This is a genomic window from Aquimarina aggregata (assembly GCF_001632745.1).
GTDB classification, from domain to species: Bacteria; Bacteroidota; Bacteroidia; order Flavobacteriales; family Flavobacteriaceae; genus Aquimarina; species Aquimarina aggregata.
The window spans coordinates 662,551-689,413 of the sequence record NZ_LQRT01000002.1; the positions used below are offsets into that span (position 1 = coordinate 662,551).

Sequence of the window (26,863 nt, forward strand, 5' to 3'; positions counted from 1 at the left end):
CAGGGTTAGAACTTATTTTTATGTAAAAAACACGCAAAATATAGTGCTGGTTTAAAAGAAGAATTATATATTTGCGTACAAATAACGCAATATATACTATACATGAATCCATTACTATTAACAGACGGTTATAAATTAGGTCATAAAGAACAATACCCAGAAGGAACGACAGTCGTATATTCTAACTGGACTCCCAGAAAGAGTAGAGTAGAAGGTATAGATAATGTAGTCTTTTTTGGATTACAATATTTTATTAAAGAGTATTTAATAAAACGGTTTAATAAAGATTTTTTTAATCAACCAAAAGACATAGTTACCCTAGAATATAAAAAATATGTAGATAACTATTTAGGTATCGATTACAACATATCACATATAGAAGCATTGCACGACTTAGGCTATTTACCAATTCAAATTAAAGCACTACCCGAGGGAACTGAAGTACCTATTAGAGTTCCTATGTTTACCCTAGTAAATACTAAACCAGAATTCTTTTGGTTAACAAACTACTTAGAAACATTGCTGTCAAGTGTTATCTGGCAACCCTGTACTTCCGCTACTATTGCTAAACAATACCGAAAGATATTAACTCAGTTTGCTTCTCAAACAGATAAAGAAAATTTAGAATTTGTTACTTGGCAAGGTCATGACTTCTCTATGAGAGGAATGTCTGGAACCGAATCTGCAATTTTAAGCGGAATGGGGCATGCGTTATCTTTTTCTGGCAGTGATACACTTCCCGTAGCTAAAGCATTCGAAACTTTTTATAATACAGATGTTACCAAAGAACTAGTGATCGGTAGCGTAAATGCTACAGAGCATAGCGTAATGTGTGCTGGTAGTAAAGATGATGAAATAGGCACATTTAGAAGATTATTAGAAACCTACCCAACAGGTATACTATCTATAGTTTCTGACACTTGGGATTTATGGAAGGTACTTACCGAGTATTTACCAATATTAAAAGAAGAAATTCTAGAACGTGACGGTAAGTTAGTCATTAGACCTGATTCTGGAGACCCCGTAGATATCATATGCGGATGTGCACACGAAAACCCAATAGTATCAAAAGGAGTTATAGAATTATTGTGGGATGAATTTGGCGGCACTATAAATAATCAAGGATACAAAGTTCTAAATCCAAAAATTGGAGCAATTTATGGTGATAGTATAACAATAGACAGAGCTACGCAAATCTGTGAACGTCTTAAACAAAAAGGGTTCGCTTCTACAAATGTGGTTTTGGGGATTGGTAGTTTTACTTACCAATATAATACTCGGGATACTTTTGGATTCGCAATGAAAGCTACTTATGTCGAAGTTAATAATGAAGGTCGCGAAATATTTAAAGACCCTATAACAGATGATGGTACTAAAAAATCTGCTAAAGGACTAATGCAATTATTCAAAATAGATGGACAAATAACCCTTAAAGATCAAGTGTCTAAAGCAGAAGAGGATTTAGGATTGTTAAAAACGGTCTTTATAGATGGTAAATTGATTGTAGACGATCATCTAACACAAATAAGAGAACGATTAAAGTGTTAGAATGTTTAGAATTAGTTTATCTATCAGGCAATACTTTCTGTCTATTACTATACTCAGGCTAGCGATTAGTTTTTAATAACATTACCAAATATCATTTCTTTATTACAATCGTAAATATTGTCATATATGAAATCATATTATATACTAATCCTTTTTATATTTTTAGGCAGTTATTGTAATTCTCAAAACCATATAAAAAAAACGATATACGCTAAAAAGAATCTTAATGCTAAGGTTATAAAACTCATAAAAGGAAAATGGTTTAATGGTACCTTATTTCAAAATAAAACAGTTTGGCTTCAGGATGGTCTTATTCGTTTTAAAAGTCCTGATAAAAAGATTGATACCATTATAGATTTAGCTGGAAAATATGTAATTCCTCCGTTTGCAGAAGCCCATAATCACAATCTTGAAAGTGCTTATGATTTGAACAAAAGAATCGATTCGTACTTAGATAATGGTGTCTTTTATGTAAAACACCTTTCATCAATAAAAAAAAGAATTGCTCCTTTAATGCTTAATTACAATAAGCCAGAGGGAATCGATATAAGTTTAGCTCATGCGCCTTTAACCGCTAGTGGAGGTCATCCAGTTGCTTTAAGAAAAAAGTACTTGGATAAGGGCTATTTTGAAGGGTTGTTTAATACTATTGAAGATATAGAATTTCATGGTTATGTAAATATTGATAATAAAGCAGATCTAGAAAATAAATGGGATAGTATTATGTCATTTTTACCAGATTTTATCAAACTAAACCTATTGCATTCTGAAGAATATGAAAAACGAAAAAATGATCCTGCGTTTTTTGGGAGAAAAGGACTGAACCCCAAGTTAATTATCCCTATTGTTGAAAAAGCACATCATAAAGGTTTACGTGTAAGTGCGCATGTCGAAACAGCTTATGATTTTCATGTAGCTGTTAACGCAGGTGTAGATGAAATTGCTCACCTTCCAGAAATAAAAAATGGAAAACCCCTTGATAAAAAAGATGTCATTATAGCCAAAGAAAAAGGTATTGTAGTAGTAACCACAGTATCATTAGTTACCAAAAGAAAAAAGAGTGCTAATTATAATGATTTGCTAAATAATATTACTGCTAACTTAAAACTTTTAAAAAATGAAGGGGTAACTTTAGCTTTAGGATCAGATATGTACAATGATAATTCATCAGGAGAATTTCAAATTTTGCACCAATTAAATATCTTTAACAATCTAGAACTATTGAAGATGTGGACAGAAAATGCCACAAATACAATTTTTCCATTTCGAAAAATCGGAAAATTAAAGGAAGGATATGAAGCTAGTTTTTTAGTATTGAATAAGAATCCGATAAAGGATATTTCAAATATTCATCAAAGTATTATTACAAGAGTAAAACAGGGAGTGATTTTAAAATGATGCTCAGTCAATAATATTAAGCTTTAAATCAAAAGTATAGATGTATGGCATATGGCAAAATAATTAAGCATAGTATTTTTTGGATACTGTTTCTTCTTTTGTGGAGTATTCATGATTTCAATTACCATGCGGATATATTAGATAATATAGAAACCAATCTATTCGCATTTATTCCTTATGCTATTTTGGTTTACTTTAATCTATATTTTTTGATGCCTAGATTTCTATTAAAAAAAAGAATCATTAGTTATGTGGTTCTTTTGATAATCAGTATTATAAGTGTTACGCTGTTTTCGTCTTATTACCTGCATTTTTACTTTAAAAACATCAATGTTTATGTACCTACTTCATTATTTTTTGCAAGCCTTCCTGGGAAAATAGCTTTAATGACCGAAGTGATTTTATCCTTATGTTTATCAATGACACTTTTTTTATTAGATGAATGGTACAGAAAGGATCGTTCGATACGAGAAATAGAACAAAAGCAATTAGAAACCGAATTGAATTTGTTAAAGCATCAAATCAATCCTCACTTTTTATTTAACTCTCTAAACAGTATTTATATTATGCTCGGAAAGAATTTAGAAAGTGGAAAAACAATGTTGCTTCAATTTTCTGATATTTTGAGTCATCAATTGTATGAAAATGGCAAAAAAAGTATAGGGCTAGAACGAGAGTTTCAGAATTTAAAAAATTATATAGCTATTGAGAGAATACGGCATGAAGATCTGGTTACTGTAGAATGTATTTTACCTGATAGTGAAGAAGAATTAACAATAGCCCCTATGTTGTTATTGCCTCTTGTTGAAAATGCATTTAAACACGGACAGAGTAGTAAAGGCTATCGTATAAGTGTACAGGCCAACATCGAATTCAAAGATATACTCAATTTTAAAATCGAAAATACAGTTTCGAGTAAAAGCTTAGAAAATTCAGACAAAGAGAATAAAGGTATTGGTTTATCAAATGTTAAAAGAAGATTAGAATTAATTTATCCTAACAGACATTTAATTAACATCGTCTCTAAAAGCGATAAATTTACAGTAAATTTAAAAATACAACTCAATGAAAATGAAATGTTTAATAGTTGATGACGAGCCATTAGCAAGAAATGGTCTAGAGGATTTTATACAGCAAACTCCATTTTTGGAGCATGTTAAGTCTTTTTCTTCAGCTATTGAAGCATTAGAGTACGTAAAGCAACATATTATAGACATTTTATTTTTGGATATTCAGATGCCGGATATGACTGGTATCGAGTTTATGAAAGCTCTTTCAAATCCACCACAAGTAATATTTACTACAGCGCATCGCGAATTTGCTTTAGATGGATTCGAACTAAATGCAGTTGACTTTTTATTAAAACCATTTTCATACAGTCGATTTCTAAAAGCAGTAGATAAAACAATTGCCATTGATCACAGAAAAACAGAAAAAGAAGAAATTAAAAACCACATTTTTATCAAATGTGATGGGATGATTATCAAAGTTTTGATTAATGATATCACTTTTATAGAAACCGCAAAAGATTACATAAAAATTCATACAAAAGATAGTACATATCTTACTTTAGTATCATTAAAACAGATAGAAAAAGAATTACCGAAGGAAAAATTTATACGAGTTCACCGATACTATTTGGTAGCATATAATCACATCACTAAACTAGAAGGGAATCTTATTTATTTAGGTAAAAATAAAATCAAAATAAGCAGAACCCTTAGAAGTCAAGTTTATGAAGCTATTATTGGCAATAAACTCATAGAACGATGATAATGTTATTAGATTAAAAATTAGTGTATGTGTTAGAAATAAGACAATAGTTTAATTGTTTTTTCTAACTTCTTGACCTCTTATTGGTTCATCTCTTTCTATAAGTATATCATTTTTATAATAATTCAAAAATTGTGCAGGAAGTCCTAATCCACCTAATCTACCAGATGTCCCTTGTAATTGATAATGTAGATGAGGCGTATCAGAAGCACCACTATTTCCTGCTTTACCCACTTCTTGCCCTTTAACAACTGTGTCTCCTACAGAAACTATAATTGACCCTTTTTTTAAGTGAGCCAGTATTGAAGTTTCACCGTTTAAATGATCTATTATAATGTAATTACCACCAGGCTGATCCCTATTTATAGTACCTGGTTGGTTATCATCAATGTTGTTAACTACTTCTATAATTTTACCATTCCCTGGGGCATTTAAACGTTTTCCAAAACAATAATGATTTTCATTTTTTCTCCAATTTCCTGAAAAATGTATCTTTCTTATTGCACCATTACTTAATACGGTATCTACTACGATAAGAAAATCAATAGCATACCGTTCTCCTCCGCCACGACTAGTAAAATGATGTGCACCTTCTTCATGCGTTTTTCCTCCATTGACTACATACCATTCCTCATCAAACGGTAATTCTAAACTTGTAACAGTTTGATAATTTAGATAAATATCTTCATCTAGTTTTCCTTCATCTCCTATTAAAGCATCTGTACAAGATGTAATTATTAAAATGAATACAAAATATATCACTAATGTTAGAAGTCTCATAATTTAAAATTTAAAGTTAATACCCAAATTAATCTGATGTTGTAATTCTCTATATGCATTAGAAATTTGAAGCCTGTCATAGTTAAAATTATAGTTCACTTTGAAATCTAAATGCTTTGAAATCCTGTATTTGTATTCGGTAGACCATAACACACTTTGGTATCGGTTTATAGTATAAAGGTTTTCTTCAAAAGTTGAAGTTCTCCACATGATAAAAGGTAATGTTAGTTTAGAGGATAATGAATGTGTATCATTTATCAGATAGGTAAATCGACCTGCTATTCCAAGTTTTTGTTGAAAATCATATTGTTTCCAATCAAAATAAGAAGAAACATTTGTTTGGGTTTGTAAGCCTACATGAATTTTGAGTTTGTCGCTTTTATGGATTTGTTTTAATGAGGAAAAATTCAATACAATTTTCGAATATTCGGGGTTAGGCTCCGCAATAATATTAGTTTCTAATGCTGAACTCAAATAATTCAACTGCACTTCAAACAGTTTTTCTCTTTTAGTGATACGGGTATATCCAAATTGATAGCTTAGTGCATTATAATCATAGCGTCTAACAGGAGCAAATATTAGATTTTTCAAAGCCCCCGAATTATAACCTATAAAAAACTCAAAGTTATTTTTTTTAGCATTGATTTTTGTTTGGGCAAATACAGTAGTATAAGAAAGTATAAAAACTGATATTAAAAAAAACAGTTTTGTTTTCATAGAAAGTAACTTAAGTAAAAGAAAATTGTAAAAACTATAGGGAATTTATCTATGGTTTTTTAATAAAGCCTATTGTTGTTAATCGTTATTTCATCCCAAATAAATCTGTAAAGATTGGGATTATAGTATCCCCGCTGGTTGTTTGATCATGATTTCCATTTCCTTCGATAATCCTAATTTTTTTTGACTCCATAAATTCAATTTCTGCTGGTGTAAGGCGACCAACGACTTCGTCTGTTTTTCCATAAACATATGTAATTTTGGATAAGTCATTATAATCTTTAAATAGTTCTGTGTATCTATACATAGTAAATCCTGCAATTATTCTGGCAGTATTTCGTTCGATAACGTTTTCCTCTGGATTTGGAGAGACCACAGGATTGATTCCGTTTTCAAAAAAACCAAACCTTCCTTCACTTAGTCCTTGCCAAATAATATCATCTATATCTAATCTATTTGCCACAATTAGATATTTATCTGCTACATCTATTCCTTTTTTAGCAATAAGACCTTGAGTTACTAAACCACCAAATGAGCTTCCAAAAACATAAACTGTTCTACCATCATCTTTAAAGTATTTAATAACTTTATAAAGCATTTCTATACTTTGTGTATTCATACTGATGGCCTGATCTAACGTTATATCACTACGATTAATTAAATCTGGATTTATGGTTTGCGCTTGATGCACATTTACTGCTAAAAACCCTGTATCGCCCAAAATTGAAATAATATCTTCAACATCATCTCTATGCAGCTCATCGTCTGCGCCAGCTTGCGCATTAACGATTACTATAGGTGCATCTTGATCTCCTTCGAAAACAATTAAATCTTTAATTTCTTGTGATATTCCTACATTTGACTCTAAGCTATTAGGTTTTTCATCATCGTTAGCACAAGAACTTATAAAGATTGTTGTACATACTACTAGAATTAATTTTACTTTTTTTATCATTACCATCTCGTTTTTTTAAATTATCTCTTGACAACATTAGCGTGAGCTTTTTATTTGTTGAGAGTAAAATCTGAAAACAAAACAATGCAAATAAATGTTTGTAAAAATAATAACTTGATAAGCGTTGCATAATCAGTGACGAACGTTCAAAAACAGTATAACATATATAAATTATGCTTTCCTTTGCTTAAAATTCTCAAAAATGAATAGACCGAATACAGTATTAATTGTTGCAAGACATCTATTGTTCTGGCTATTCAATTATGCGTTAATTGCCTTTGGAATGGAGCTTGATTGGAATGGTTTTATATCTCCTTTTGGTAGTTTAGCTTATGCCTATGCCTATGGACTTTTTTTTAATGCCGTATTATTTTACACACAAGTCTTTTGGTTAGTCCCAAAACTATATATACAAAATAAAAAACTGAAATTTTATGTAATTTCTTTTACCATAATCATTGTAATTTCTGTAATCGAGGCCCATTTTGATTCTATCCTTCAAGGTATTTACAAAATCTATATAGAAGATGCGTTTGTGGGAAGTCTTATTGGAAACACAGCAATTAATTTATTATATAGTATCGTTGGGTTCTACTACATTTTTAAATTAGAACACAAAAAATCAGAAAAAGCAAAACAGAAACTTTTAGAAGAAACCTATAAAACAGAATTAAAATACTTGAAAGCTCAATTAAATCCTCACTTTTTATTTAATGGAATTAATAGTGTTTATCATTTAATTGGTAAAAACGACGACTTGGCTAAACAAACATTGCTTCAGTTTTCGGGTTTGCTTCGCTATCAATTATATGAAAGTAATGCTCATATTTTATTGGAAAAAGAACTGGATTATGTATTAAAATACATTAAAATTGAAGAAACTCGTAAAGGCTCGGATCTTCAATTAAATTATGATATTAAATCAGAGGATTCCACATTAAAAATAGCACCCTTGCTATTGATTCCTTTTATAGAAAATGCCTTTAAACATTGTAGTAATCACATTGACAATACCACCAATACAATTAAAATAAAAATTGAGGAAAAAGGAGGGGAGCTTAATCTAAATGTTATAAATAGCCATGATCAAATCAATAAAAATAGTGCCGGAGGGATTGGGTTAGTTAATGTACAAAAGCGATTATCGTTATTATATCCCAATACACATCAACTAAAAATCAATAAAGACAACACTAATCATAGTGTAGAGTTATCTATTAATTTGTAATACACTAAAATGAAACGAATTAACTGTTTAATTATTGATGATGAACCTATAGCCAGAGAGGCTATTGCCGAATATTGCAAAGAGATTTCGTTCTTAAATGTGATTGCACTATGTAAAAATGTGCTACAGGCTAATCATTATCTAGAAAATAATCAAATCGATTTACTTTTTTTGGATATTAATATGCCTATAGTATCGGGTATTGAATGGTTAAAGGGTTTAAAAAATTCTCCTACTGTAATTATGACCACTGCTTATGAAGAGTACGCCTTAGAAAGTTTTACTTATAATGTTTTGGATTATCTAGTAAAGCCCATATCATTCGAGCGATTTTTGCAGTCTGTTAATAAAATCAGTAACTATTACATTCATACACCCGAACATGAAGTATTGTTTGTGAAAAGTGATAAACAACTAAAAAAAATTCAGATAAATGATATCTTATTCGCAGAAGCAATGCAGAATTATATTAAAATAGTAACGATAACTGAAACTATAGTGACACATATGTCTTTAAAAAGTTTTAAAGATCAATTACCAGATAATGATTTTATACAAACTCATAAATCGTATATAGTATCAAAATTTAAGGTAGATACAATAATAGAAAACCAAATTATTATAAGAGCGTATAAAATTCCTATAAGTGTTCGACTGAAAAAAGTAGTTTTAAATAGTTTTTAAATTCAATTTCATAAAACAGTAAAATACCTTAAGTAAGAAAGTAATTCTTAAGTCAATAACATTTAGTGAATAGTTGGATTGAACTGGTTTATATCTCAATATTTCTTTGTCCGGAGTTTTCAGTTATTCTACTTTGATGAAACTCAGAAAGAAAAGCTTATAAATGTCGTTAAAAGTCTAAAATTGATAGATTTATATCAATAATTAATCTAAATGTTTTCAAGAATCTAGGTTTTATTGTTTTTTTAGCAACATTAGACTTATTGTTAAGTTATTTAGTATAATTAACTTCTATTAAAATTGAATAATAACATATTAGATTTTGCCATTATTGCAAGTGGAATTATAGGCTATTTTACGAGTATCTCACTAATTAGTAGTTCTTTTTATAAGAATCGTGCAAACAATTATCTCTCACTATCATTATTTTTACTAACAAGTTTAACCTTGTTAGGGTGGTTTGACATCGAAAACACTGTTTTGGATTTTTTAAACAACCCTGTATTAGAGTATTTAGTTGCGGTTACTTTATTTTCTTATTTTCTAATTCAAATTCAACATAAATACCTTCAAAAAAGTTGGTACAAATGGCTTTATCTTCCTTTTATTGCTTCATTTATTATAGAAACGATAGTCTATTTAGATTCTATTTTTAATATTTATAATTCGGTCTTTAATGATCTTATATTTCATGTTATGGATAATGCATCGTTTATATACAATGTATTTTTAATATTTTGGAGTAGAAAATTGGTAAAGCACTCCAATACCATTTCAGAAGATAAAAAGCGATGGTTATTAAGGCTAAATTTTTTTATAATATGCATTATTTTAAGTTGGCTTTTATCTAACATTGAATTCTACGTTTTCGATTCTGAATATACTTCAAATTTGCTATGGATATCGCTTTCTTTTTTATCGTGGTGGATATTGTACTATGGAGTGTTCAAACTACAAATAATCGTTCAGAAAGACGAAATACATAAGTACTTAGTAACTAAAAAAGCAAATAGTACTTCGACAAAAAGAAAAATAAACAAAGCTACTGTTTCTAATATAATTTCAAAGTTATATGAATTAATGGATGAGGAAGAATTGTATAAAAACCCTCTTTTAAGTAGATTAGATATAGCCACTAGGTTAGGAACGAGTGAAAGAGATTTGTCACAAGTCATAAATCAGGAAACCAATAAAAATGTTATTCAGTTTGTAAACGAATATCGAATCAAAGCGGCAAAAGAACTATTGCATGATCCTGTATTCAATAAATATTCTGTCGAAGCTATCGGTATGGAATCTGGTTTTAAATCAAAGAGTGCTTTTTATAATGCCTTTAATAGTAGTTTAGGAATGTCTCCAGGGGCATATAGAAAATTTCAAAAAACCTCCTAATTATATATATATCAACACTAATTTTGTCGTTTATAATAAACTGGTCTTTACAGATCTCGTTTTTCTAGTTCTTTAATAAAGAATGAAGGAAAGATATTTGTGATTTTATAAAATGACTTTGAAAAAGCCTCGGTAGTATTAAACCCAATATCATTTGCTATTGCTTTAATCGTATATTTCCTAAATTTAGGATTAATCTTTAGTTCTTCGATAGCATAATAAATTCGTAGTTCATTGATGTAATTCGTAAAACTCTTGTTTTTATACGTATTAATTACTTTTGAGAAATACTTAGAATTGGTATCCAGTTGTTTAGCTAATTTTACTACGGTTAGATTTTTTTTCAAATATCCTTTCTTAGCTTCAAATTTTTCTAATTTTAAAAGAATATCCTGCACCACATCTTCTGGGATTGTATTATTTTTTGGTTGATCATTTTCTATTAAAATCTCTTTATTTTCTGGTGATGATGTTTTTTCAAGAAGTTCTTGAAAACGTTTTTTATACAATTTTTGTTTCTTTCGATTCCATAGAAAAAGCAGGAGTAAACAGATAGATAAAATAACAAATACAGATATGGTTCTGTTTTTACTCTTTTCTAATGAATCAATAATACGCTGTTTTTCTAAAATTAAATTCGGTGTAGTATATTCTGCATTCATTTCACGCGATAGATACTTAACATCATTATCCATGATACTATCTGCGATTAATAGTCTATCTATATAAAATAATTGTTTGGAAGCGTCATTTTTATCTTTATAAAATTTAATTAAAAGTTCATAACTCTTTCTTAATCCAGGAGGAAAATACTTTTCAGAAAAGGCAAGAGAATCTACTTTTTTAAGATGTTTAATGGCTAATTCGTTATTTCCTTGTTCTAAGTAAATGTTGCCCAAATAATAGTTTGTAGTAACCACGGTACCAATCCGCTTTGTTTTACTTTTAGCTACTTTTTTCGATTTTTGTATGCTATCTAAACTAGATTTGTATTCCTTTTTTAAATAATGCGTAATGGCAGAAGCTAATAATATCCTATCATAAAGAATGCTGTCTTTACTTCTTAAGCTTAATCGCGTATTTTTTTTATTAATTACATCTGCAGCGTCAGCTCTTTTCAAATAGTTGAGGGCACTGCTGTATGCGTATAGTGACAATATGTAATCATCTTCATAGTTTTTATCTACAAGATATTTTTTTTCATAATAAACTATAACTTCTTTAAGAATTTCTATACTCTTTTCATAGGCCCCTAAGTTTTTTTGCAATAAGGAAAAGAGATATTTAATTTCGTATTTCTGATCTTCATTATTAGTGATATTTATATACCCATTAGCCTTTCCTAATTCATCCATCACTTGCTGGTACTTGCTTTGCGAGCCATTAATATTAGCCTTAAGGATATGGGATTTAGCAGGGTAAACAAAGTCATTTTTATCTTTTGAAACAGTAATACTCGAATCTAAATAAATGGATGCTTTATCATAATCCGGAATTCTACACAGCATTCTAGCTAATAAATAGTATCCTTCTGCCTTTTTAATGGTATCGTTTTCTTTTTTTGCTTTCAAAAGGAACGCTTTTGCATAACGCTCAGCAGTTTCAATATCATTCTTAGAATCTTCAAAAATTTGAAAAAGATTTTCATAGCGTTCAGATACCAAAGAATGCGTTGATTTTTTAGAAATACTTTTTTGAGAATGAATTTGTTGGTAATTCAATATAATCAAGAAAAGAATAATGATAGTTGCAACCTTTCTCATTTTATATACCAATAGGATATTAATTTATGGATTGGAAAATGTAATATTTTCTGAAAAATAGCAATTAATTAGCATACAGATTCCACTTGTGTCCTTTATTGATAAATAATTCTTATTTATTTCAAACAAACAACTGAAATTAAACTAATTACAATATTATTAGAATTTGTTTTGACTAAATTTTACTAGGCTTATTTCGTGGAAAACAGACAGTATTGACTTGCTTTGAATTCAAATTTCCCAATATGTTTGTTTTGAGTTTAAATAAAAGTGATTTAAAAAACTATTCTTTATGAATTTGAAAAACATCGTTAAAAGTACAATTTTCGGAATGATTATAACAGTTTTTTGTAGCTGTGAACCTGTAAATAACACTTTAAAAAATCAACTTAAATACGTTGATACTATAGATTCTTTAATGATAAAATCTTATAACAGAGATTTGTTTAATGGTAATGTGCTTGTTGTTAAAAACGATACTGTTATATATCAAAAATCTTTTGGATATACAGATGCATCACAAAAAATTAAACTTAATGATACCTCTATTTTTAATATTGGTTCAATAGCCAAAGAGTTTAATGGTGTCGCAATAATGATGCTTCAAGAAAGAGGTTTGTTAACTATAAATGATACGATTTCAAAGTTTAACTTAAACTTACCCGATTGGTCTAAAAAGGTAACGATTAAACATTTATTAAACTATACAAGTGGTATTGCCAAAATAGATTTTTTAACAACAAAAAGTGATAAAATTGCTTGGGAGATACTTCGGAAAAGTGATCACCTTTTTTTTGAACCTGGAAGTGATTTCTTGTACGACAACAGTAACGTATTTTTACAAAAAAGAATTATAGAAAGTGTTACTGGTCTATCATTTGAAGACTTTGTTACAGAAAATATAATTAGACCATTAAAGTTAACTAACGTCGTTTTTGACCCAAAAACAGGGTACCCAAACAGAACATCTTGTTATGACGCCAATAAGGTTTCATGTCCGGAAATAGAGTTCATAAGTGGTTGGTTATGGACAGATATAAACAACCTAAATAAATGGATTAATGCCATGAATTCTAATATATTGATAACACAAGAATCATTTGACACTTTACTTAAAAATCCATATGTGGATGGAAAAACAGCATCTATCGGAGAGTATTTTGAAGAATTGAAACTTCAAAGACACGATGGCACATCATATAAGTTTAAGTCTGTTTATTTAAATGATTTTAAAAACAATATAACGATCATACTACTATCTAATAACGGAAACAACGTAATACCTAAAGCTCACACAATACACAATATTTTGCTAGACAAACCTTATAAATCGGTAGGTGAGGCGATTAAAAAAGAGTGTGTTAAAAATGTGGATTTAGGTATTAAAGCGTATTATAATTTAAAAAACAGTAATACTGCAAATCAATATACATTCGATAATCCAAGAGAGTTAACTAAGCTTGGTTATGAACTGTTAGAATTTGATAGAATACAGGATGCAAGAAAAATATTTCAATTATTAATATTAGAATTCCCAAACCATGCCAATGCATATGATAGTCTAGGAGAAACTTATTTTATAGAAAAACAATACGATATAGCTTTAAAAAATTACAAAAAAGCGGTCGAATTAGGAGGAACAAATGGTAATGCAAAAACGATGATTAAAAAGATTACTATGTTAAAAAATAAATAGATATAACTATTAAGGATTTAGTATAGTCTAATACAATTGCAGTAATAATGTTATATAGTGAAGAACATTAGAAGAATAGTTTAGATACGTTTATAGTTGAAAATATTTCAGTTATAATTTTATATATCTCAATTTCAAAACTATTTGAGACTATTAATTCATCATAACTTTGTGATTTTTACTAAAATGATTATAAATATGATCACTTTAAATATAAATCTTTAATCAAAAGTCATGAAAATTAATATGTTATTATCGATATCGAAAGTATTCTTTTTTCTCATTACTAGTATTTCTTTTTCCCAAAACAAAGAATTAAAAGACCACATAACTTTTTATAGCTCTTTTAATGGAAAAACATCTGCCGATATCGCTATTGGTGATGCGATGATATATACAGCTGAGAATTATAATAAATCTGATAGTGCAAAACCTGGTTTACATAACCCAGATGTTGTTTTAGCCAAAAACAAAGGTCTTACAGGTGATGCTCTTCATTTTAAAAAGGCAAATAAATCAGCCATTTTTTATAAGGCGACTAAAAATGTTCGGTATAGTAATACATCATGGAGTGGTACTGTATCATTTTGGTTACAATTAGACCCCAACAAAGACCTAGCGCCAGGCTATTGCGACCCAATATGTATTACAGATGTTAGATATAACGATGCGGCCTTATGGGTAGATTTTACAGATCATGATCCAAGGCAATTTAGATTAGGTGCATTAGGAGATTTAAATGTATGGAATCTAGAAAATAAAAATGATGACACCAAGTGGAATAAACGCACTGTTACGGTAAAACAACCTCCTTTCGAAAATGAAAAATGGACTCATATAGCTATTACTTTTTCAGAAGTAAATACTACCAAATCTGTATTTAAATTATACCTTAATGGTAAATTTATAGGTGAGATAAAAGATATTAATGATCCATTTACATGGGAAGAAGAAAATGCTAAAATCATGCTTGGTTTAGGCTACATTGGTTTGATGGATGAGCTTACTGTTTTTGATAAATCTCTAGATAACAATGAGGTAAAAACCATTTTCGAATTAAAAAATGGTATAAAAACACTATTCAAGTAATATAGATAATCTTATTTTAAAAAGGTGTGATGTAAATAGCGTATCGTACCGTGAAACGTGTTGTATAAATAGGGTAGTATATACAAAAATCCATAGTTCTACATCGTCAATTTAAGAATAGAGCTTCGATTCATAAATTAAAAACCTAAATGAATAAATTAAAGAGTTTGTTCTTTTGGATGTCTATTCATTCTTTTCATAAAAGAACACTTTTTTAACTTTTGGATTTTTTTATTGATATTCAAAATCTTCTGTAAGTCGGTATAAAGTCGAATAAAAAGGTACAACTACCTTTTCAATACATAATAATACTAGTAAAATGGTCTTTACTATATACGTGAATTCCTTACTAAATTCCAGTTGTTTTCCTTAGAAAGTCAAGTTCAAAGCCCCCAGTTATCGCTTCTGATAATCAATAACTTATCAAGACTAACAACTAAATATTATTATCATGAAAAAAGTGTTATTAAAACAAATCCTCCATGTACTCGTTATCGTTTTTTCTTTTACAGCCTGCGACAAAGATGCTGATCTAATTGAAAATACTGAAAACATAAATGCCAACTATTCACATGAAAAATCCGAACCCAGTGAAATAGATCATGTTCTGGCCGAGTATACCAAAAAATATAATGGAGAATCTGTTAAGGCCAATTTTATAGGTAGAATAATAAATGAAAACAATGAACCTATAGAAGGAGCAAGAGTTACCCTAGGAGGACAAGAAAAGGAAACCGACGAAAACGGAATTGTAACCTTTTCAAACGCTCAAGTACAACAATATTTTGCGTATATACGTGCTTTTGCTGACGGATATCTCGAAGGATCTAGGGTTATGGTGCCTGATCTAGACAGAGGTAACCAAAACAATTTTACCATAAAGTTGTTTAAATTTAATCAAGTAGGCCGTATACACTCAAAAAAAGGAGGTAAAGTAAGTTTTAAATCCGATAAAGGTGAAGGTGTTGTATATTTTAACTCTGGATTTACTGATGAATCGGGCAACCCATATAATGGTGAAGTTGCCGTAAGCATTAATTACCTAAATCCTCTTAATCCAGATACTGCAAACACAATGCCTGGGGATTTATATGGTATTACAAGAGATTTTGACCAAGTTGCTCTCGGTTCTTATGGTATGGTACAAGTAGAACTAAGAGGAGAATCCGGAGAGAAACTACAAATCATTGACCCTGCAAAAATAATTCTACCTATACATCCTGATCAAATAGCCACTGCTGCAAACGAAGTACCGATGTGGTCTTTTAATGAACATGCAGGAGTATGGTATGAAGAAGCGATAGCCTATAAAGATGGAAACCGCTATGTTGCAGAAGTATCGCATTTCTCTTTCTGGAATTGTGATGCTCCTTTTCCAGTTGTCAATTTTTCAGCTACTGTTATTGATGCCATAACTTCAAATCCTCTTGCAGGATTGCGTGTTGAAATTACATATAGTGGGTTTACACGATTTGCTATTACAAATGCAACAGGATTAGTAAGCGGAAAAGTACCATCTAATCAAACAATGACTATTACCATACTTGATATTTGTGGAAATGTATTATATCTGGATCCTGCTTTTGGACCATTTACTACTACAACTAATGTTACAATTCCAATAACACCAAATCCTCTTCAATCATTTAACTTATCGGGAACCGTTACCGATTGTACTGCTGCACCTGTAACTAATGGTTATGTTACACTTACACATACTTTATCAGGACAATTTATTACGGGTATTTCAGTAACTGGGGGTACGTATAGCTATGCCGGTATTGGTTGCACTTTACCATCAAATATTACCATTGCAGCGGTAGACTTATCTACTGCACAAGGTTCTACAACAACTACAACCGTAAATCCGGGTGCAAATACTCAAAACATAGTAATTTGTGGTGGCTTAGCGAGTGAGTATATACGATACCGTATAAATACAACTACAGGTCCTTATCAGTATGACTTACTACAACCTTTCGGTGCTATAAGAAATACAGGTGCGCTTGTGCAAGCATCAAATGGCACAAGTACAACATACATATATAGTAATACATTAACATTAGGTACTGGGTATCCATTTGGTACTGGACCTAACGCTATGTTTATAGAAAATCTAAGCCATGTAAATGGTTTAAATGCAAGTGCAACTATGGCTCTTGCTACGCCTATGACCTTTGACTTAATAGCCATTACACCAGGCCCTGGAGGTATCGGTCAGTATATATCTATTGATTTTTCTGGTAATTATGTAGATTATAACGGTGTTACAAATACTATTCAAGGTGAAGCTCGTATTTATAGGGATTATTAATACAATAACTTTATGAGTATGATTTCACATACGTATGAGTATACTTAAATTATCTCGAGGCTTAAAGATGGATTTGATATTCATTTTTAAGTCTCTTTTTATTAAAACTATTGCAATCTATCATTTTTCAATCTGTTTTCGTATCTAAAAAACTGATCATCATATAATTTGTTTAATGGTATTACAACATGTTTATCATTATATGATTGTAATTCTTGTATACTATTAAATCCTGCAGCAGTATATATTTTTTCGGCATGTTCAAAATATTGAGAAACGGGATATATATCTTTATGTAGTAGTATTCTAGAATCTTTTATGTTAATATCTACTTGAGTAAAAACTACCATTACTATTTCTGGTTTATTGTGATAATCATTACTAGCTCGATTACAAATTTTTAATACGTCTTCTTTTCCTCCAGAATGTACTATTAAAATGTAAGGTTTATCATGAAAGGAAATAGAAGAAACTTGTTTGTTTTGTAACATGATCTGTTTAATCTTTTTAGAATTATTTTTTATCCAGATCATATGTTCATCATACATTATTTCTAGTATAATTGTTTTCGAAAATTTAATTGCAGTTTTTACAGGAATCGCATCTAGATAGTTTTGCCATTTTAATACTCTGGAAACATAAACATATTCAAGTTTAGGAAACGCAGTGTAAACTGAGCTGAGTTCGCCTTTTATACCAAACGGAAAAGTATCAACATAAAAGGTTGTTATAGTATAAGATTCAATAGTATTTTTTATCGTGTTTGACCATTCAGCAACAGTTTCGTTCCATAAAATTTTAACAAACGTATACGATTTAAAGTACTTAGTAAAAGTGGATGGAGTAATAATGAGTACATCATTAACTGGAATTTCTAGAATTTTTATAAGCTTACTAATACGTGTTAAATGACCTAAACCACCTCCATGTGCATAAAAAACATGCATTAAAAACCTTTTAAAACCAATTCATTAATTATAATCTTTTTTTGATCCTCAGAAATTTCAGAAATCATATTTATTAGTAGGCTAGGAGCGTAGTTTCCCTTTATTTCTTTTGGTTCTAATCCATTTGTAGAGGTTATCGTTTGGGTATTGGATGATGCAGTATACGTTAACCTTGCCAATTTAGTATCATTTTTCACCAACTTAGCTGTATTATCGTTTACTAGTTTGATCTCATAAGGATTCAAATTTTCTTCATTGTCACTAATTTTGATCTTAGCATCATATAATTTTATTTTCCATAAAAGTTTAGATGAAGCCGTTCTTAATTTAAAACCATCTGGTTTATATTTTATCTCATAAACTACGTTATTATTAGCATCATAAAACTTCTTTTTATCAGCCTTAGTCATTTTTGATGTGTAATTTACATCATGATTCACAGCATTTGAAGTACTAGGGTTTGTTGTATTTTTTTCTGTGTTTTTACAAGCAGCAGTAATTACTACTAGCAATAAAAGACTTATTATTTTCGTGTAAAATTTCATTTTTGTTCTTTTATACTTTTAAATATATCTAAATATTTTTTGCTTTCTTGATCTGGAGTAAATTCTTTTTCTAATCTACTTTTTAAAAGTTTAATTTTCAGTTCTAAATTAGTATTAGAGCTATTTTCAAAATTAGATAAAGCCATTAATAATGAGTTTTCTGATAACACATCAAAGATAAACGCATTATCCTGATTTAATATATCAGGAATACCTCCTGCATTAGAAGCTAAAATAGGTATTTCTAATGCTGCTGCCTCGAAAATAACGTTAGGCATACCATCATAAATTGAAGGAATTGCAATCAAATTACACAATAAGTAATTGGCTATTAGTTCTGTCTGAGATTCTGGGACTATTATAGAATAATCAATATTTTTTGAAATCAATAACATCTCCATATGTGGCTCTATTTCTCCGACTATACGCAAATGAACTGTGTTTGCAAATTGAGATTTTTGTAAACTAGAAATAAAGAAATCGATTCCTTTTTTTTGTTTTAAAAATCCGATTAATCCAATGACCGTATTTTTTTTATCTGTATTTAATGCTGTCTTGTATTTTGCCGCTAATCTAATATCTGATTGTAATATTTTCCAATCTTCTATATGAATAGAATTAGGTGTGTACCACACATTAGTATTTAGCTTCATATGTTTTATGCGGTCTACCTTTTCTTTAGTAACACAAGCTATTGCTGCTGAATTCTGAATAGCATAAAGCAGATCTTGTTTTTTATTAGAAAAAATTGCAGAATCAAAATCGTTGCCTCGAAAACAAGTTACTACAGGTTTTTGCAACCAGTTTGCTATTTGTGGCATTCCTTTTAAACATAAATTACTACCAAAACTAACTAGAATATCACTTTCTAAGATTGTTGTTTTATTCTTAATAAATGCCCATAACATATTAAGTGTATGTGAGCTGTCTTCAAAAACAGGAATGGCTGTATACTCTCCATTTACCTGAGCTTCAATACTAAATGCTTTATTTTTATTTGTAAAATGATACACATGTATCGTGTGATGCCTGCGTAAGTTACCAATAATACGATCACAACTTCTAGACATACCTCCTTTATTTGGAGGGTAATTTTCGGTAAACCAACTTATAATCATTCGTTTCAATTAACTATAAAAAAACGTATCATCCGCTCCTAACATACCCAAAGTGTCACCTGTATTTGTATCATTCAAACTTTGCATATCACCTTCTGTCCAAGTACCAGAAGCACCACCGCCTCCAAAACTTCCTCCTCCAAATCCGCCATCAAAACCTGATGGTGGTGATGAAGTTTGTGATGTACTATCATAATTTACATAAGTATCATTTATATAGTTATCGTCTGCATAAACATCACGTTTTTTAGTACTAAATAGATACGTTTCCCAATAACAGTCTTCACACAGGTGTTTTGATTCAAGTGTGTGTGTATGTGCTTCGCAAATATCTTTTTTACAGTTATTACAAGTATGTGCTTTTGCATTTTTGCAATCTAAATTTAAAAACACACCAGATTTTTGTTGACAATTCATAATCGCGTGTTTAATTTATTAGTTTTTGATTTCTTTTTGGAACTAGTACTTGTTCATGAACTAGATATTTTAGCATTTTCGTATAAATTGACATACCGTGCTTATTTGCACTATTTACTTCTGAAGCAATTTGACTCACTTTTTCTTTACATTTTACTTTTACTAAATTGAAGCCATTTTCATTTTTCACAGTTATATCATAGGTATCTGTTGAAAAGGTATCAGAGATCGAGTAATCCGATTCTTTTAATTTTAAAATCAATTGATAAAAAAACTTGTGCTTGTGCTTTATTTTTGTTTTGACTTTACCGCTGCTTCTTCGTTTTGTAGAGGATACTCGTAATGAAATTTGATAAAGAGATACCATGCAAGAACTTCCCTCTTTAAATACAAATTGAGTAAAAAAACGCTCTAATTGATATGGTTTATATGTGGTGCCTGAACTATTTTTAAATCCTATATCTTCTGGTTTAAGTAGATTTGCGGCATCTTCAATTTGTCCGGCATTTAGACGTAAACTGATAATGTTTTTATAAATATCGCCTTTAGTATAAATTATAAATTTAGCCAACTCAGCAAATTCATCAATAGGAACAAATGCTTTAGGGGAACTACCTGCTAAAAAAGTTAATACCGCTATTGTAATAAACGTACTAATAAAACCAACTACAATTGTAGTTTCACTGTCTGACGTAGTAGTATAAAACAAGAATATCAAAAGTACGGGAACTAATGCTAATAAATGAAATGTTTTAAATTTCCATTTTTCCTTTAACAATACATGTTTCTTAAAAAACAGCAACCAGTATTCACTTGGCCTTTTTGCTTTAAACTGTTTTGTTTTACGAAACCGTTGGCCGTCAAGCTGTAGTGCTTTTCTAATCATGTAAAAGTACTGTTTTATATATGTTCTTCATTTTATCTTCCTGATAATCCCAAAGGTATTTTTTTTCAATTTCTTTTTTTCCATTTAAACCTACTTTTTTTAATTCTTTAGGTACTTCTAGTAAGGTTCTGATCTTTCTACCTAATAATTCTGGTCTGTCAGAAGGTACTAGATATCCTGTTTTATGATCATTTATTAGTTCACGAACAACAGGAATATCAGAGGCTATAACAGGTGTAGCATATGCCATAGATTCTAAGATTTTAAGTGGGTTACAGCCCTGTATAATATTTCGATTACAGGATGAAAGTGGTGCAACAGTAAGTAGAGCGTTTTTAATTTTTGAAGCTAGTAGTTGCTTGTCTAGCTCATATAACCAATCTACCTTATGGTAAACATCGATACTTTTGGCTAAATCATGATAAATTAGTGTACGTTTCTCGGGAACCGAAGCACAGATAAGTAGTCTAATATCTAAATCATCAATTTCTTTTAAGGCCTTTAGAAGTGTTTTAATGCCTTGCCATTTTTGTAACGCTCCAAAATATAGGATGTAGGGGTGAGGAGAGTCGTATTTGGTTTCTAAAATATTTGAATCATAATACTGAACACCGTTTGGAATCACATTAATTTTTAATGACTTAATCTTAAAATGATCCTTAATAAATCGTTTGGTTACGTTTGAAGGAGTTATTATTACATCACATTTAGTAATACAATAGTCTTCAAAATTTTTAATTTTTTGTAATACCGATTCACTAATATTGGGATATCGATTTGGCAATTCTATATGCGAAAACGCATTAACCTCAAATACAGTTTTACAATTTAAATCTGTTTTTAACGCCGGAATTCCACCCCAGATATCTCTAAAATGGATAAGTTTAATTGCCTGGCAAAGCGGAATTTTTAAAATTTCTAATACACTTGCTTGAAACTTTTGAGTGCGTTCTAAAAAATTAACTACCTTTTCTTTCCACCGATACACATAAAGATTTCTTTCTTTATCAAATTGAAAAACAGGCATGTCATCATTTCCCAAACAGATAAGTAATCCGGTTTTAAACGTGTTTTGTAAAGCTTTTAAACAATGGTTGATATGTGTTGCAGCGCCTTTTTGCGAAGGAAATAAATCAAATGCAATATATACATACTCGGGTTTAGTAATCATATTATAATATATGCTTTAAATATAATATCTATTTGTCATCTAATTCCTTTTTTATGCATTAGAAAAGCTGAAAACACAATTAGAATTGCAAATTGACTGTGACATGAATTTAATTAATTGACTATCCATACAAATGAATCAAACCCTTGAGAGAATGAGGCATAGAATTCATGTTATATGAGACGCATATCTACAAGTATACAAAAAATCAAATAGGTGTGAAGTGGTAATATGTGAGGAAAGAAAATCTACTAAACATCATAAATACCCACTAACAGGTATTTTATTATAGATCTGATATCAATAAATTTATTTCGTATTGACAAAGACTTTTAACCATCCTTTAATGAATGATTTTTAAATCAACTGAAGTATATAAATCATTATTTTTTCTTTATTAACTAAATGATAAGGATAGTTAATATTATTAAACTTCTTAATTATGAATTTATCTGATTTACCAACTAATTTAGAGTCTATAAAGAGGTTTTTTAAACTTCGTAATGCTATCAAAATCATTGCAATTTTTGTTTCAGTAGGAATATATCATTTTACTTTTGAATATAAAGCTCCAGCTGAAAATTTTCTTACTATGTATTTTGGCCAAAGTAAAAACTTCAAGTTTTATTCTGGTGCTCCTGGCGGTTTTTATATTAAAATAGGCGAGTATTTGAAAACAGAAACTTTGAATAAAAAAGAATATGATTTCATTGTAGAGTCAAAGGAAACTGCTGGTTCATTAGATAATTTAAATAAAGTCATTACACGATCTAATTCTTTTGGATTGGTGAACGAAGTGACTGCTCCTCCAAATGATTATTCTCGTTCACAAGCAAATTATATTACTCCACTTTATCTAGAAAGATTACATATTTTCTATAGAAAAGATGCATTTGAAAAATCAGTTCGTAAACTTGATTCAAAAATAGCCGCAACTTCAAAGAAACCTGTTCTAAAGCTTAAAACAGATATATTTACAAAAGCATTTTTGAATAATGCGAGAATAAATGGTGGTCCACATGGCAGTGGAACAAGGCTTTTAACTTCATACTTTTTAAATACAATTGAAGATTTTGATCCAAAACCCCTTTACTCATATAACAATAAAGATGGTAAAAAACATCTCATGGAAGAAAAAGATATAGATATTTTGTTCTCTCTTGTTGGAGATCCGATTCCATGGTTTAAAGAACTAGTAAAAAATGACAATTATGGTATGATTAGTATAGACCCAGCATTAATAGTAAAAGTAAATTCTACTTATAATCTCAATCTAAGATTTGCTGATTTTAAGGGAAAATATAATTTTAAAGATGTAAAAGTCATAACTACAACAGGGTCTTATGTAAATCTAATCGCATCAAAGGATATTACTAACAATACAATCATAGAGGTACTTAAATTACTTCAAAAAGGTAAAACAGCATTTAAAATGTCCGTTTCTTCTGGACAAATAGATCAAGATATAATTGGTCAACTTGATGAAATTGAATTTGACTCAAAAATTGATAAATTCAATAAAGAAAAGACTAGTTTGCTTCAAAGTTTTATTTTATTCTGTTTAACAATCTCCATATCTTCTTTTATTATAATTTTATTTTTAATTACTTCAATTTCACGCTTGAAAATATCAAAATATTATCGAGTAATTACTGAAATATATCAAGAGTACTTAACTTTTGAATATGAAATAACCAATGCAACTAGGGGTATAAAAACACCAATTTTAAATAATAACTCTTTAAACAGAGTATCAGAACTTTGTTTAGGGTTTCAAAAAGTACTTCAAACTATTAACAATGCATTTTCAGATTACAAAATAGGAGCAATAACAGAAAATGATTATAAAGATTTATTAAAGGAATTTCATGTAATAGTTGAAGATTTCAATAATGGGTTACACCGAAGGCTATTTCATGCTATAAGCGATGGCGAAACTATCAAGCTGGAAGAATTACGTAGCTACTTCTTTGCGGGGTTTCTGAAAAGTAGTGATTATGAAAGATTATCTGAATTTTTCGAAATTAAAAAATAAGTAACTAGATAAAATTAAGTATTTAGATGAAATAATCAGTATTCCTGATATCTCAAAAACTACCTAGGCTTAATAATATTATAAGTAATTTATTCAAGATATAATAAAGAGGTACTATACTAAAAGTATAGTACCTCTTTTTAGTTTAAAGTTTGGTTGATATACACTTATACTTTACAGAACGAAATAAAATCCTGTATTGGTCCGGGCTCACCATCTCCCGTTGTTAGCTTCACTTTTGCGCTTAAATGTACAGTATATGCACAAGGTAATAAGTCATTGACATCAAATAGACTAATTGGATTTGATTCTGGTAAATTAATAAGTTGAGCAGATCCATATGTTTCTGGTGCCAACATTAATGGTATGGCAGCAAATCCAAAATTTTGACCTGGTTTTTTAGGTCCTGTTATGGATAGAGATACAGAAGACAAGTTTTCGTTTCTAGCATGATATTTTACATGTAATGCATTAGTAATTTTATTACAACCAGTAGTTGCAGAAACAATTTCATCAATATTGACCGAAACAGAAGCACGTTGATTATTTTTTATGTCTGGTGCCCAATTACCGTGTTTATTTACATTATTATATTCAACATTAAAAATCGCAATAGGCTTAGAGGTTCCAGCTATAACTTCTGTTGCTATATTATTTAATTCACGTTGTTTCATTCGAATGGCGAAATAACGATTTCTGGTATGTGGTCTTCCTGCAGAAACAGTTGCTGTACCAATATCTGATGTAGGTGATGCCATATTCAAAGATGTCAAATTGGTTAGCGAAACAGTATTAAGTTTAAGAATTGTAGTATCTTGATGTGGCTCAAAATTACTTTCTTCTGGTACTGGAATCCAATTTCCGTTAAAATTAATATCGGGAGCAATTCCATCTGTAATATATGGTGTTTTTAATACTGGATTTGATGGATCTCCGGTAAGGGTAATATGATTACCGATGGTTGTAGGAGGAATCATATCTGGTGTTACAGGAAGCCAACCTCCTGATATAGGAATATTATTAGGCGCACCAACCTCTTGGTATTCAAACATATATTCCATTTGATTGCCATTTAATTTTTGAGTAATGGTACCGATAAGGTTAATAGTATTATAAAACGCGTATTCATTAAACCCTGCCCGCAATGTTTTTCCGTTTGCGGTATTAATTTCATCTTGTATTTTAATTCTTCGGGTTAACCCAATATTGGTAAATGATGCTGGAATTGGAATTTCAGTAATCACGATTTCTTCTAAACAAAGCCTTACACAAAGACATGGCCCCACATTATTTCTTTTATCAGATGGTTTTTCGAACTCTATAGAACTACCATTGTATTCTAATTTAAAATATACATCCGGTCCGCTATTAAAAGGTGGAAAAGGTGTTTCTATATTGATCAAAGGAGAAAGAAATGTTTGTTTAAAATCTTTACTGCTATAATCTATTCTAAAATGTCCGTTACTATTTGTAGTATCCGATCCCAATTCATCATCATGAATCCAATCATCATCCATTGCAATTACTTTAACCCCAGGAATTGGAATATTGTCATTTTTACAATCCAGTAATACTCCGCAAATTACCCAAGCATCAAATAATTCACGTATTCTACACCAAAAACGACTGTTAATGCAATGTTTCCAGTAAAATACAACCCCCTGTTCAGTCTGTCTCCATCTTGGTTGTAATGTAGTAAGTGTAAACTGAATAGAATCACGGTCTTTACTTTTTTGATTATAAACACGTTTTGTTACAATATCGATCATAATAGGTCCATCATATTCAGCATATTTTCCTTTTAATTCGATTTCATAATTTCCTTTTTCATCAATTTCTGCTTCAGCTAACAATAATTTAGATTTAGCTTTGATTTGTTTTTCTCCCAAAATTTGCAACGTATCTTTTGGATTTGCTGATACTTGTGTCACAACATCAATATCTAGATTCTCTACTCTGTAAAAGCGTACAATAGAACCAAATAATGGTTCTTTACAATCTTTGCATATTTCCCCCGTCAGATTTCCCTTTAGAATAAACCCCATTTTATATAATTTTTAAGATTAATTTGTTAATATTCTCAAAAATATAATCTATCAACATTTTGAAAAAGAGACCTTTAACTGTATTTTTTTGACATAACCCCCTTTTTTTAATGGGGATTTGACGGGAATATTTTGAGTTATTGTACTACATGCGAAACGCTATATGAACACCTAATTATCAATTGATAATTTAAATATGTACGCTATAAATGTTTACTCTTTAGTAGTATTTATTAAGGATACTACCGTTTAATTCCATGAAAAAACTAGTTTTGTTCTTGTAAATGAATAATCAGTTTATATTATAACTAGGGAATATTACTATAATTAATTTCACAAATATTGGATATAACAATTCTAAA

Annotated in this window: 22 protein-coding genes; 11 read left to right on the top strand and 11 right to left on the bottom strand. The window is 29.8% G+C overall.

The window, feature by feature from the left end:
- Window positions 1–102 precede the first annotated feature (102 nt).
- The 4 genes from AWE51_RS04725 to AWE51_RS04740 all read left to right on the top strand — a co-directional run bounded on the left by AWE51_RS04725 (window position 103) and on the right by AWE51_RS04740 (window position 4,719).
- The gene (locus tag AWE51_RS04725) at window positions 103–1,548 is read left to right on the top strand and encodes a nicotinate phosphoribosyltransferase (RefSeq protein ID WP_066310173.1); all 1,446 of its coding nucleotides are present in this window, start codon (window positions 103–105) and stop codon (window positions 1,546–1,548) included.
- Between the two features lie 126 nt (window positions 1,549–1,674).
- Window positions 1,675–2,946, top strand: a complete 1,272-nt coding sequence (locus AWE51_RS04730; RefSeq protein ID WP_066310176.1) for an amidohydrolase family protein — start codon at window positions 1,675–1,677, stop codon at window positions 2,944–2,946.
- A 44-nt stretch (window positions 2,947–2,990) separates the two neighbouring features.
- The gene (locus AWE51_RS04735) at window positions 2,991–4,037 is read left to right on the top strand and encodes a sensor histidine kinase (protein WP_066310179.1); all 1,047 of its coding nucleotides are present in this window, start codon (window positions 2,991–2,993) and stop codon (window positions 4,035–4,037) included.
- Window positions 4,018–4,719 (top strand): LytR/AlgR family response regulator transcription factor, encoded by a 702-nt coding sequence (locus tag AWE51_RS04740; RefSeq protein ID WP_198403795.1) that lies wholly within the window; start codon window positions 4,018–4,020, stop codon window positions 4,717–4,719. Before AWE51_RS04735 ends, AWE51_RS04740 begins: the two co-directional genes overlap by 20 nt.
- Window positions 4,720–4,770: 51 nt before the next feature.
- Here AWE51_RS04740 and AWE51_RS04745 read toward each other — a convergent pair whose 3' ends face one another.
- The 3 genes from AWE51_RS04745 to AWE51_RS04755 form a co-directional block, all read right to left on the bottom strand.
- Complete coding sequence (locus AWE51_RS04745; protein WP_066310183.1) at window positions 4,771–5,499, bottom strand: M23 family metallopeptidase; 729 nt, start codon at window positions 5,497–5,499, stop codon at window positions 4,771–4,773.
- A gap of 3 nt (window positions 5,500–5,502) precedes the next feature.
- Entirely contained in the window at window positions 5,503–6,216 is a 714-nt protein-coding gene (locus tag AWE51_RS04750; RefSeq protein WP_066310184.1) for a hypothetical protein, read from the bottom strand.
- An 85-nt stretch (window positions 6,217–6,301) separates the two neighbouring features.
- Entirely contained in the window at window positions 6,302–7,171 is an 870-nt protein-coding gene (locus tag AWE51_RS04755) for a hypothetical protein (protein ID WP_157766016.1), read from the bottom strand.
- 202 nt (window positions 7,172–7,373) lie between these two features.
- Here AWE51_RS04755 and AWE51_RS04760 point away from each other — a divergent pair, with 202 nt between their 5' ends.
- The 3 genes from AWE51_RS04760 to AWE51_RS04770 all read left to right on the top strand — a co-directional run bounded on the left by AWE51_RS04760 (window position 7,374) and on the right by AWE51_RS04770 (window position 10,475).
- On the top strand, window positions 7,374–8,399 hold the full coding sequence (locus AWE51_RS04760; RefSeq protein ID WP_066310189.1) for a sensor histidine kinase: 1,026 nt from the start codon (window positions 7,374–7,376) through the stop codon (window positions 8,397–8,399).
- Between the two features lie 9 nt (window positions 8,400–8,408).
- Window positions 8,409–9,083, top strand: a complete 675-nt coding sequence (locus tag AWE51_RS04765; protein WP_066310191.1) for a LytR/AlgR family response regulator transcription factor — start codon at window positions 8,409–8,411, stop codon at window positions 9,081–9,083.
- 300 nt (window positions 9,084–9,383) lie between these two features.
- Window positions 9,384–10,475: a helix-turn-helix domain-containing protein gene (locus AWE51_RS04770; protein ID WP_066310192.1), complete on the top strand. Its 1,092-nt coding sequence runs from the start codon at window positions 9,384–9,386 to the stop codon at window positions 10,473–10,475.
- Between the two features lie 47 nt (window positions 10,476–10,522).
- Here the strand turns inward: AWE51_RS04770 and AWE51_RS04775 are convergent, their stop codons facing one another.
- Window positions 10,523–12,238: a helix-turn-helix domain-containing protein gene (locus AWE51_RS04775; RefSeq protein WP_066310194.1), complete on the bottom strand. Its 1,716-nt coding sequence runs from the start codon at window positions 12,236–12,238 to the stop codon at window positions 10,523–10,525.
- 292 nt (window positions 12,239–12,530) lie between these two features.
- On the opposite strand from AWE51_RS04775, the gene AWE51_RS04780 reads away from it, so the two are divergent.
- From AWE51_RS04780 to AWE51_RS04790, 3 genes are all read left to right on the top strand, one after another.
- Window positions 12,531–13,934, top strand: coding sequence for a serine hydrolase domain-containing protein (locus tag AWE51_RS04780; RefSeq protein ID WP_066310196.1), 1,404 nt, complete (start codon window positions 12,531–12,533; stop codon window positions 13,932–13,934).
- A gap of 234 nt (window positions 13,935–14,168) precedes the next feature.
- Window positions 14,169–15,023 (top strand): LamG-like jellyroll fold domain-containing protein, encoded by an 855-nt coding sequence (locus AWE51_RS04785; RefSeq protein ID WP_082832310.1) that lies wholly within the window; start codon window positions 14,169–14,171, stop codon window positions 15,021–15,023.
- Between the two features lie 451 nt (window positions 15,024–15,474).
- Window positions 15,475–17,337, top strand: coding sequence for a carboxypeptidase-like regulatory domain-containing protein (locus AWE51_RS04790; RefSeq protein ID WP_066310199.1), 1,863 nt, complete (start codon window positions 15,475–15,477; stop codon window positions 17,335–17,337).
- Between the two features lie 107 nt (window positions 17,338–17,444).
- Here the strand turns inward: AWE51_RS04790 and AWE51_RS04795 are convergent, their stop codons facing one another.
- From AWE51_RS04795 to AWE51_RS04820, 6 genes are read right to left on the bottom strand one after another with little or no spacing between them, the layout of a single operon-like run.
- On the bottom strand, window positions 17,445–18,284 hold the full coding sequence (locus AWE51_RS04795; RefSeq protein ID WP_066310201.1) for a hypothetical protein: 840 nt from the start codon (window positions 18,282–18,284) through the stop codon (window positions 17,445–17,447).
- The gene (locus AWE51_RS04800) at window positions 18,284–18,829 is read right to left on the bottom strand and encodes a hypothetical protein (RefSeq protein ID WP_066310202.1); all 546 of its coding nucleotides are present in this window, start codon (window positions 18,827–18,829) and stop codon (window positions 18,284–18,286) included. The genes AWE51_RS04795 and AWE51_RS04800 overlap by 1 nt, the downstream gene beginning before the upstream one ends.
- Window positions 18,826–19,947 (bottom strand): glycosyltransferase family 4 protein, encoded by a 1,122-nt coding sequence (locus AWE51_RS04805; RefSeq protein WP_066310204.1) that lies wholly within the window; start codon window positions 19,945–19,947, stop codon window positions 18,826–18,828. The genes AWE51_RS04800 and AWE51_RS04805 overlap by 4 nt, the downstream gene beginning before the upstream one ends.
- A gap of 9 nt (window positions 19,948–19,956) precedes the next feature.
- Window positions 19,957–20,364, bottom strand: a complete 408-nt coding sequence (locus AWE51_RS04810) for a hypothetical protein (RefSeq protein WP_066310207.1) — start codon at window positions 20,362–20,364, stop codon at window positions 19,957–19,959.
- A gap of 10 nt (window positions 20,365–20,374) precedes the next feature.
- A complete protein-coding gene (locus tag AWE51_RS04815; protein ID WP_066310210.1) occupies window positions 20,375–21,250 on the bottom strand; it encodes a hypothetical protein in 876 nt (291 codons plus the stop codon).
- Entirely contained in the window at window positions 21,243–22,421 is a 1,179-nt protein-coding gene (locus AWE51_RS04820) for a glycosyltransferase family 4 protein (RefSeq protein WP_066310213.1), read from the bottom strand. The genes AWE51_RS04815 and AWE51_RS04820 overlap by 8 nt, the downstream gene beginning before the upstream one ends.
- Before the next feature lie 442 nt (window positions 22,422–22,863).
- Here AWE51_RS04820 and AWE51_RS04825 point away from each other — a divergent pair, with 442 nt between their 5' ends.
- Window positions 22,864–24,456: a TAXI family TRAP transporter solute-binding subunit gene (locus AWE51_RS04825; protein ID WP_066310216.1), complete on the top strand. Its 1,593-nt coding sequence runs from the start codon at window positions 22,864–22,866 to the stop codon at window positions 24,454–24,456.
- Window positions 24,457–24,623: 167 nt separating this feature from the next.
- On the opposite strand, the gene AWE51_RS04830 is transcribed toward AWE51_RS04825, so the two are convergent.
- Window positions 24,624–26,501, bottom strand: coding sequence for a hypothetical protein (locus AWE51_RS04830; protein WP_066310222.1), 1,878 nt, complete (start codon window positions 26,499–26,501; stop codon window positions 24,624–24,626).
- Window positions 26,502–26,863 lie beyond the last annotated feature (362 nt).

Coding starts and splice junctions, on each gene's coding strand:
- AWE51_RS04830 (WP_066310222.1), bottom strand. CDS start 26,501: ATGGGGTTTATTCTAAAGGGAAATCTGACGGGGGAAATATGCAAAGAT.
- AWE51_RS04790 (WP_066310199.1), top strand. CDS start 15,475: ATGAAAAAAGTGTTATTAAAACAAATCCTCCATGTACTCGTTATCGTT.
- AWE51_RS04780 (WP_066310196.1), top strand. CDS start 12,531: ATGAATTTGAAAAACATCGTTAAAAGTACAATTTTCGGAATGATTATA.
- AWE51_RS04805 (WP_066310204.1), bottom strand. CDS start 19,947: ATGATTATAAGTTGGTTTACCGAAAATTACCCTCCAAATAAAGGAGGT.
- AWE51_RS04815 (WP_066310210.1), bottom strand. CDS start 21,250: ATGATTAGAAAAGCACTACAGCTTGACGGCCAACGGTTTCGTAAAACA.
- AWE51_RS04735 (WP_066310179.1), top strand. CDS start 2,991: ATGGCATATGGCAAAATAATTAAGCATAGTATTTTTTGGATACTGTTT.
- AWE51_RS04740 (WP_198403795.1), top strand. CDS start 4,018: ATGAAATGTTTAATAGTTGATGACGAGCCATTAGCAAGAAATGGTCTA.
- AWE51_RS04750 (WP_066310184.1), bottom strand. CDS start 6,216: ATGAAAACAAAACTGTTTTTTTTAATATCAGTTTTTATACTTTCTTAT.
- AWE51_RS04785 (WP_082832310.1), top strand. CDS start 14,169: ATGAAAATTAATATGTTATTATCGATATCGAAAGTATTCTTTTTTCTC.
- AWE51_RS04745 (WP_066310183.1), bottom strand. CDS start 5,499: ATGAGACTTCTAACATTAGTGATATATTTTGTATTCATTTTAATAATT.
- AWE51_RS04820 (WP_066310213.1), bottom strand. CDS start 22,421: ATGATTACTAAACCCGAGTATGTATATATTGCATTTGATTTATTTCCT.
- AWE51_RS04795 (WP_066310201.1), bottom strand. CDS start 18,284: ATGCATGTTTTTTATGCACATGGAGGTGGTTTAGGTCATTTAACACGT.
- AWE51_RS04825 (WP_066310216.1), top strand. CDS start 22,864: ATGAATTTATCTGATTTACCAACTAATTTAGAGTCTATAAAGAGGTTT.
- AWE51_RS04755 (WP_157766016.1), bottom strand. CDS start 7,171: ATGATAAAAAAAGTAAAATTAATTCTAGTAGTATGTACAACAATCTTT.
- AWE51_RS04760 (WP_066310189.1), top strand. CDS start 7,374: ATGAATAGACCGAATACAGTATTAATTGTTGCAAGACATCTATTGTTC.
- AWE51_RS04775 (WP_066310194.1), bottom strand. CDS start 12,238: ATGAGAAAGGTTGCAACTATCATTATTCTTTTCTTGATTATATTGAAT.
- AWE51_RS04725 (WP_066310173.1), top strand. CDS start 103: ATGAATCCATTACTATTAACAGACGGTTATAAATTAGGTCATAAAGAA.
- AWE51_RS04765 (WP_066310191.1), top strand. CDS start 8,409: ATGAAACGAATTAACTGTTTAATTATTGATGATGAACCTATAGCCAGA.
- AWE51_RS04810 (WP_066310207.1), bottom strand. CDS start 20,364: ATGAATTGTCAACAAAAATCTGGTGTGTTTTTAAATTTAGATTGCAAA.
- AWE51_RS04730 (WP_066310176.1), top strand. CDS start 1,675: ATGAAATCATATTATATACTAATCCTTTTTATATTTTTAGGCAGTTAT.
- AWE51_RS04800 (WP_066310202.1), bottom strand. CDS start 18,829: ATGAAATTTTACACGAAAATAATAAGTCTTTTATTGCTAGTAGTAATT.